At 66.0% G+C, this 6,795-nt stretch carries 8 protein-coding genes and 2 pseudogenes; 8 read left to right on the top strand and 2 right to left on the bottom strand.

Annotated features, from left to right (window positions below):
* The 8 genes and pseudogenes from JHD07_RS28585 to JHD07_RS28550 all read left to right on the top strand — a co-directional run.
* Positions 1 to 147: pseudogene (locus tag JHD07_RS28585) on the top strand (homocitrate synthase); the annotation flags it as partial.
* A gap of 7 nt (positions 148 to 154) precedes the next feature.
* Positions 155 to 922, top strand: coding sequence for a serine O-acetyltransferase (gene cysE / locus JHD07_RS28580; protein ID WP_291628270.1), 768 nt, complete (start codon positions 155 to 157; stop codon positions 920 to 922).
* On the top strand, positions 915 to 1,244 hold the full coding sequence (nifW, locus tag JHD07_RS28575; RefSeq protein WP_291628268.1) for a nitrogenase stabilizing/protective protein NifW: 330 nt from the start codon (positions 915 to 917) through the stop codon (positions 1,242 to 1,244). The genes cysE and nifW overlap by 8 nt, the downstream gene beginning before the upstream one ends.
* Before the next feature lie 194 nt (positions 1,245 to 1,438).
* A complete protein-coding gene (locus JHD07_RS28570; protein ID WP_291628266.1) occupies positions 1,439 to 2,281 on the top strand; it encodes an electron transfer flavoprotein subunit beta/FixA family protein in 843 nt (280 codons plus the stop codon).
* A 19-nt stretch (positions 2,282 to 2,300) separates the two neighbouring features.
* Complete coding sequence (locus tag JHD07_RS28565; RefSeq protein WP_291628265.1) at positions 2,301 to 3,407, top strand: electron transfer flavoprotein subunit alpha/FixB family protein; 1,107 nt, start codon at positions 2,301 to 2,303, stop codon at positions 3,405 to 3,407.
* 102 nt (positions 3,408 to 3,509) lie between these two features.
* Complete coding sequence (locus JHD07_RS28560) at positions 3,510 to 4,817, top strand: FAD-dependent oxidoreductase (RefSeq protein WP_291628263.1); 1,308 nt, start codon at positions 3,510 to 3,512, stop codon at positions 4,815 to 4,817.
* A 41-nt stretch (positions 4,818 to 4,858) separates the two neighbouring features.
* Complete coding sequence (locus tag JHD07_RS28555) at positions 4,859 to 5,155, top strand: ferredoxin family protein (protein ID WP_025037776.1); 297 nt, start codon at positions 4,859 to 4,861, stop codon at positions 5,153 to 5,155.
* A gap of 3 nt (positions 5,156 to 5,158) precedes the next feature.
* Positions 5,159 to 5,365, top strand: coding sequence for a TOBE domain-containing protein (locus JHD07_RS28550; protein ID WP_291628260.1), 207 nt, complete (start codon positions 5,159 to 5,161; stop codon positions 5,363 to 5,365).
* Here JHD07_RS28550 and JHD07_RS28545 read toward each other — a convergent pair.
* Entirely contained in the window at positions 5,339 to 5,947 is a 609-nt protein-coding gene (locus tag JHD07_RS28545) for a DUF2478 domain-containing protein (RefSeq protein ID WP_291628272.1), read from the bottom strand. The genes JHD07_RS28550 and JHD07_RS28545 overlap by 27 nt on opposite strands.
* Before the next feature lie 99 nt (positions 5,948 to 6,046).
* A pseudogene (gene modC / locus JHD07_RS28540) lies at positions 6,047 to 6,706 on the bottom strand (molybdenum ABC transporter ATP-binding protein); the annotation flags it as partial.
* Between the last annotated feature and the right edge of the window lie 89 nt (positions 6,707 to 6,795).

The raw sequence follows: 6,795 nt of genomic DNA, 5'->3' as shown, positions 1-6,795 counted from the left end.
AAGCTGTCCGCCAGCGCCGAAGAAGCAAAGAACGTCCTCGCCCGCGTCCGCCGGCATGCCGTCGAGCACAAGGGCGCGGTTGCCCACGAGACGGTAAGGGCGATCTGGCGCGAGGTGCGCGAGCGCTCGCTTCTCAATTGCGCGTGAGGGTCCCATGGCATGCGTCGTCGATGTTCCGCTCGCCGAACCGTCTCCACCGGAAGCGGTGAAGCCGTCTCTGCTCAAATTGATCCGTGAGGACATCGGCTGCGTGCGCCAGCGCGATCCCGCCGCGCGCGGCCAGGTCGAGACGCTCCTGACCTATCCCGGCATTCATGCCGTGATCTGGTACCGGCTCGCGAACCGGCTGTGGACGTCGGGCTGGCGCTTTCCCGCCCGGCTTCTGTCCTGGTTCGGCCGCTTCGCCAGCAATGTCGACATTCATCCCGGCGCGCGCATCGGCCGACGCTTCTTCATCGACCATGGCGCCTGCGTCGTCATCGGCGAGACCGCCGAGATCGGCGACGACGTGACGCTCTATCACGGCGTCACCCTTGGCGGCACGTCGTGGTTTCCCGGCAAGCGCCATCCGACGCTGGAGGATCGCGTCGTGGTCGGGGCGGGGGCGAAGATCCTCGGGCCGATCACGGTCGGCGCCGGCTCGCGCGTCGGCGCCAATTCGGTGGTGATCGACAGCACGCCGCCCGACGTCACCGTGGTCGGCATTCCCGCGCGCGTCGTACGCCCGCAACTCGGCCATCGCCGCGTCGTCGGCCGGATCGATCTCGACCATCATCTGATGCCGGATCCGGTTGGCGACGCCATTGCCGTATTGCTCGACCGCGTCGAGTTCCTGGAAGCGCGGCTGAGCCACATGCAGAGGCGCGCCAGGGACACCGGCGCGTCCACCTCGCAGAGCCAGATGGAGACCGACAATGGCTGATGGAATTCTCGCACAGCTCAACAAGGCCTCGGCAGCCGAGGAGTTCTTCACGCTGCTCGGCGTCGATTACGATCCCAAGATCGTCAACGTGGCGCGGCTGCATATTCTCCGGCGCATGGGCCAGTACCTTGCCGGGGAGGATTTCTCCGGCGTTGCGGACGAGGTCGTCGCGGGGCGGTGCAAGACCGTGTTGGAGCGTGCCTATGCGGACTTCGTCGCGTCCTCGCCGATCGACCAGCGGGTCTTCAAGGTCCTGAAGGACGCCGTCGCGCCGCAGCCGAAGCAGGCGCCGGCGTTGGTGCAGATCGGTGTGCTGAAGTGACCCCGCGCCCTGTCGTATTTGCGACGCGTGTCGCAGCGGCGTTGTCGGCTCCCGGCCGGAAGCGGATGCAAGCGATACCGTCGCGCCTTCAAGTCGTTGCGCCACCGCCTGATTTTCGTCGTTCGCGGAGTTGGTACGACACTTGCTGTTCTTCCTCTGAACGAGGTTTCTGAAGACGAGTCCCGGAGGCGCACATGCACATCGTCGTCTGCATCAAGCAGGTCCCCGATTCCGCGCAGATTCGCGTGCATCCCGTGACCAACACCATCATGCGCCAGGGCGTGCCGACCATCATCAATCCCTATGATCTGTTCGCGCTGGAAGCGGCCCTGGAGCTGCGCGATCAGTTCGGCGGCGAGGTCACGGTGTTGACCATGGGGCCCCCTTCGGCGGAAGACAGCCTTCGCAAGGCGCTGACCTTCGGCGCCGACCGCGCCGTGCTGCTGACCGACCGCTTCTTTGCCGGTGCCGATACGCTGGCCACCACCTATGCGCTCGCAACCGCGATCCGCAAGATCTCGACCGAATTCGGCGCCCCGGATATCGTCTTTACGGGTAAGCAGACCATCGACGGCGACACCGCACAGGTCGGGCCCGGCATCGCCAAGCGGCTCGGCCTGTTGCAGCTCACCTATGTCGCCAGGATCAGCGCGCTGGACCTGCAGGCCCGCACCATCGATGCGGAGCGCCGCTCCGAAGGCGGCGTGCAGATGCTGCGCACCAGGCTGCCCTGCCTCGTCACCATGCTGGAGGCGACCAACCAGATCCGCCGCGGCGCGATGGCCGATGCCCTGCGCGCCGCACGTGCGCCGATCGTGAAGTGGAGCGCGCAGGAAGCCGGAGTCGAGGACATCTCGAAATGCGGCCTGCGCGGCTCGCCCACCATCGTCAAGCGGGTGTTCGCCCCGGCCGCGCGCAGCGAGAAGGCTGCGCTGATCGAGGTCGGCGAGCAGCCGGCGGAGGCGCTGATCGACGCCATCTTCAAGCGCCAGCCGGCGCTCGAGACCGAGCTCGCGGCGCTGGCGCGCGGCTATTGAGGCGAGGGGGAACGAGCACATGAGCACTGCACCAAAAACCGCCGCACCCGCTGCAGGCCGCGCTGCGACCAAGAAGGAGCTGCCCGAGCACTTCAAGGCCTACAAGCACGTCTGGGTCTTCATCGAGCAGGAGCGCGGCCAGGTTCACCCGGTCTCCTGGGAGCTGATGGGTGCCGGTCGCAAGCTCGCCGACAAGCTCAAGGTCGATCTCGCCGCGGTCGTGATCGGGCCGGAAGGCGAGGCGACGCAGAGCGCCGCCGCGGAATCCTTCTGCTACGGCGCCGATCTCGTCTACATGGTCGCCGACGATCTGCTCGCCGACTACCGCAACGAATCCTACACCAAGGCGCTGACAGACGTCGTCAACACCTACAAGCCCGAGATCCTGCTGCTCGGTGCGACCACGCTCGGCCGCGACCTCGCAGGTTCGGTGGCGACGACGCTGCTCACCGGCCTCACTGCCGACTGCACCGAGCTCGACGTCGATGCCGACGGCTCGCTCGCCGCGACGCGGCCGACCTTCGGCGGGTCGCTGCTCTGCACGATCTACACGCTGAACTACCGGCCGCAGATGGCGACCGTGCGGCCGCGCGTGATGCCGATGCCGGAACGCCTTACGCGTCCGGTCGGCCGCATCGTCAGCCATCCGCTCAGCCTCGTCGAGGACGACATCGTGACCAAGGTCCTGTCGTTCCTGCCCGATCGCGACTCCGCAAAATCCAATCTCGCCTATGCCGACGTCGTCGTCGCCGGCGGTCTGGGGCTCGGATCGCCGGAGAATTTCCAGCTGGTGCGCCAGCTCGCCACGGTGATCGGCGCCGAATACGGCTGCTCGCGGCCGCTGGTGCAGAAAGGCTGGGTCACCTCCGACCGGCAGATCGGCCAGACCGGCAAGACCATCCGGCCAAAGCTCTATATCGCAGCCGGCATCTCCGGTGCGATCCAGCATCGCGTCGGCGTCGAGGGCGCCGACCTCATCGTCGCCATCAACACCGATCGGAATGCGCCGATCTTCGATTTTGCCCATATGGGCATCGTCACCGACGCCATCCGGTTGCTGCCGGCTCTGACCGCGGCGTTTCAGGCCCGGCTGTCGCCGCATTCACGCGACCGGATCGCGAGCTAGCATGTCGAGCCCGGTACGATCCGCGTCCGCCGTTCACCTCTCCCGAAGGGGGAGGTGGACCTCGCCCGCTGTTGCAGCGGGAACCCTTGAGAGGAGTAGACCATGATCGAGGAGAAGTTCGATGCGATCGTCGTCGGGGCCGGCATGGCCGGCAATGCGGCGGCGCTCACGCTGGCCCAGCGCGGCCTCAAGGTGCTTCAACTGGAGCGCGGCGAGTATTCCGGTTCGAAGAACGTGCAGGGCGCGATCCTCTATGCCGACATGTTGGAGAAGCTGATACCGGATTTCCGCGAGGACGCGCCGCTGGAGCGGCATCTGGTCGAGCAGCGGTTCTGGATGATGGACGACCGCTCGCACACCGGTCTGCATTATCGCTCCGATGATTTCAACGAGGAGCGACCGAACCGCTACACCATCATCCGCGCCCAGTTCGACAGATGGTTCTCCCAGAAGGTCCGCGAAGCCGGCGCTACGGTGCTGTGTGAGACCACCGTGACTGAACTGGCGCAGGACGCCTATGGCAAGGTGATCGGCGTGCGCACCGACCGCGCCGATGGCGAGATCCACGCCGACGTCGTGGTGCTGGCGGAAGGAGTCAACGGCCTGCTCGGCACCCGCGCCGGCCTGCGCAAGCGGCCGACGGCGGACAAGGTCGCGCTGGCCGTGAAGGAGATGCATTTCCTGCCGCGCGAGACCATCGAAGCCCGCTTCAACCTCCGGGGAGATGAGGGCATGGTGATCGAGGCCGCCGGCACCATCTCGCGCGGCATGACCGGCATGGGCTTCATCTACGCCAACAAGGAATGCATCTCGCTCGGCATCGGCTGCCTCGTTGCGGACTTCCAGCGCACCGGAGAGACACCGTACGGCCTGCTCGACCGCTTCAAGCGCCATCCCTCCGTGGCACCGCTGATCGAGGGATCCGAGGTGAAGGAATATGCCGCGCACCTCATTCCCGAGGGTGGCTTCAAGGCCATCCCGCAGCTCTATGGCGAGGGCTGGGTCGTGGTCGGCGACGCCGCCCAGCTCAACAACGCCATCCACCGCGAGGGCTCGAACCTCGCGATGACCTCGGGCCGGATCGCCGCGGAAGCGATCTTCCAGGTCAAGTCGCGCAAGGATCCGATGACGGCGGAGAACCTGTCGCTCTACAAGAAGATGCTGGACGAGTCCTTCGTCATCAAGGATCTCAAGAAGTACAAGGACATGCCGGCGCTGATGCACACCCAGTCGCAGAACTTCTTCCTGACCTATCCCGAGCTCGTCTCCAAGGCGATGCAGAACTTCCTGCGCGTCGACGGCACACCGAAGGTCGAGAAGGAGAAGACGACCTTCAAATCGTTCATCAAGGCGCGGTCGTGGAGCGGACTGTTCGGCGATGCCTTCCGCCTCGCACGCGCCTGGCGGTGATTTCAAAGGAAGCGCAACACTGGCGATGGAGACTTAAGGCCATGTCGATCGAACCATCCGTGCGTGTCGAGGACAAGCTGTTCTACAACCGATATCTGGTCGATGCCGGACGGGCCCACATCAAGGTGAGGCCTCACACCACCCCGTCCCCGGAGCTGCTCAGCATGCTCAAGGCCTGCCCGGCGCGTTGCTACGAGCTCAACGACAAGGGCCAGGTCGAGATCACCGTCGACGGCTGCATCGAATGCGGGACTTGCCGCGTGATCTGCGAGGGAAGCGGCGACATCGAGTGGAGCTATCCGCGCGGTGGCTACGGCGTGCTGTTCAAGTTCGGCTAATCGATGAAGCTCAGCGCGCGCAACGTTCTGCCCGGACGGGTGATCGCGGTCACCAAGGGCATGACGACGGCCCATGTGAAGATCGAGCTCGCGCCGGGGCTGGTGGTATTCTCCGCGATCACCAACGAGGCGGTGGACGATCTCGCGTTGCAAGTCGGCGATGCCGTCTCGGCCGTGATCAAGTCATCCGACGTGATGATCGGCAAGTAGCGCCGCAGGCGCCTCGGCGGGCGCGCGCGCGGCGCGGGCCCGCTTCATCCGTGCCGACAGCTCCTGCCACCAGCCCTCGATCGCCCCGCGCTCGCATAAGAGCGTGGTGCCAATCCCGCCGGTAAAATCATTCCAGGCGTCCAGGCATTTCTCCGGCACCGCCGTGAGCACGGGGATGCCGGCGGCGATGGCGCCGGCCAGTTCGTCGCGCAGACCGCCGCCGGCGGCCTCCTGCTTGGAGAATTTGTTGATCACGACGAGATCGACATCGGCCGTGATCGCACGCGCGACGGCAACGGCCGCTTCGGCCAATCCCGCGGCGTCGAGCTTGCAGGCCATGGCGCCCGAGCCGAGCGGTTGGCAGATCGAGATCTCCGCGCCGGTCATGAGGTCGATCGCCGCCATGCCGATCTGGCAGCCCGCGCCGTCCTTGACGTTGTGCTGGACCACCCCGCCGATCCGCTCGCCCGACTGCGCGAGGTTGTGGGCGAAGTCGGCGAGCAGGCCGTCGACGTCGTCCTGCGGACGGTAGAGGATCGCGGCGACGCGGTTCGGGTCGATGTCGTGGAAGTCGATCGGCATGGAAGTCATCCTCGTCGGGTTTCCTACGCTCTTCCGCCGTCGCGAGCAATCTCCAAGCCGATCGCGGCTCCCGGCCGGCGGTATCGGGTGCAGGCTGTGCAGTGGGCCGGAGCCGACGACGCGGCCTTGCTCCATCAGCACCAGATGATCGGCGAAGCGCTCGATCTCGCTCATGTCGTGGCTGATATAGAGCACCGGAAGCGACAGACGGTCGTGCAACCGCTCGAGGAACGGCAAGATCTCGTCCTTGGTGGTGCGGTCGAGCGCGGCCAGCGGCTCGTCCATCAGGAGAAGCTTTGGCTGGGACAGCAGGGCACGGCCGATCGCGACGCGCTGCCGCTCGCCGCCGGAGAGGCGGTACGGCGAACGGTCGAGCAAAGCGGCAAGGCCGAGCAACTCTACGACCTCGCCGAACGCGATCTGCGCACGGGACTTGTTCGGCGCACCGAACAGCAGATTGCGTCGAACCGAAAGATGCGGGAACAGGCTGGCTTCCTGGAAGACGTAGCCGATCGGCCGTCGGTGCACGGGCCGGAAAGACGAGCTGTCCTGCCAGATGTCGTCGTCCACGGCGCAAAAGCCCTCTGTCATGCGTTGCAGGCCGGCGATACAGCGCGCGACACTGGTCTTGCCGCAACCCGAAGGACCGAAGATTGCGGTGACGCCGGTCGCGGGAAGGCTTAGCTCGACGTCGAGCGTGAAATTCCCGAGGCTGCCGCGGAAGGCCGCGTTGATGCGGCCGGGTTCGGGCCTTCTCATGCCGCAGCCCTCGCGGCGCGCTTGTCGACGAGCGTCATGGTGAGGATCACGGCGAAGGCGAAGATCACCATGAGGCCCGCGAGCATGCT

This window comes from Bradyrhizobium sp. (genome assembly GCF_016462955.1).
Classification (GTDB): Bacteria; Pseudomonadota; Alphaproteobacteria; order Rhizobiales; family Xanthobacteraceae; genus Bradyrhizobium.
The sequence above is the reverse complement of the archived record's forward strand: the minus strand, read 5'-3'. Positions and strand labels throughout refer to the sequence as shown.

Excerpts from the sequence above, each read along its gene's own strand:
- JHD07_RS28555 (WP_025037776.1), top strand. The coding sequence starts at position 4,859 with ATGTCGATCGAACCATCCGTGCGTGTCGAGGACAAGCTGTTCTACAAC.
- JHD07_RS28550 (WP_291628260.1), top strand. The coding sequence starts at position 5,159 with ATGAAGCTCAGCGCGCGCAACGTTCTGCCCGGACGGGTGATCGCGGTC.
- nifW (WP_291628268.1), top strand. The coding sequence starts at position 915 with ATGGCTGATGGAATTCTCGCACAGCTCAACAAGGCCTCGGCAGCCGAG.
- cysE (WP_291628270.1), top strand. The coding sequence starts at position 155 with ATGGCATGCGTCGTCGATGTTCCGCTCGCCGAACCGTCTCCACCGGAA.
- JHD07_RS28560 (WP_291628263.1), top strand. The coding sequence starts at position 3,510 with ATGATCGAGGAGAAGTTCGATGCGATCGTCGTCGGGGCCGGCATGGCC.
- JHD07_RS28570 (WP_291628266.1), top strand. The coding sequence starts at position 1,439 with ATGCACATCGTCGTCTGCATCAAGCAGGTCCCCGATTCCGCGCAGATT.
- JHD07_RS28565 (WP_291628265.1), top strand. The coding sequence starts at position 2,301 with ATGAGCACTGCACCAAAAACCGCCGCACCCGCTGCAGGCCGCGCTGCG.
- JHD07_RS28545 (WP_291628272.1), bottom strand. The coding sequence starts at position 5,947 with ATGCCGATCGACTTCCACGACATCGACCCGAACCGCGTCGCCGCGATC.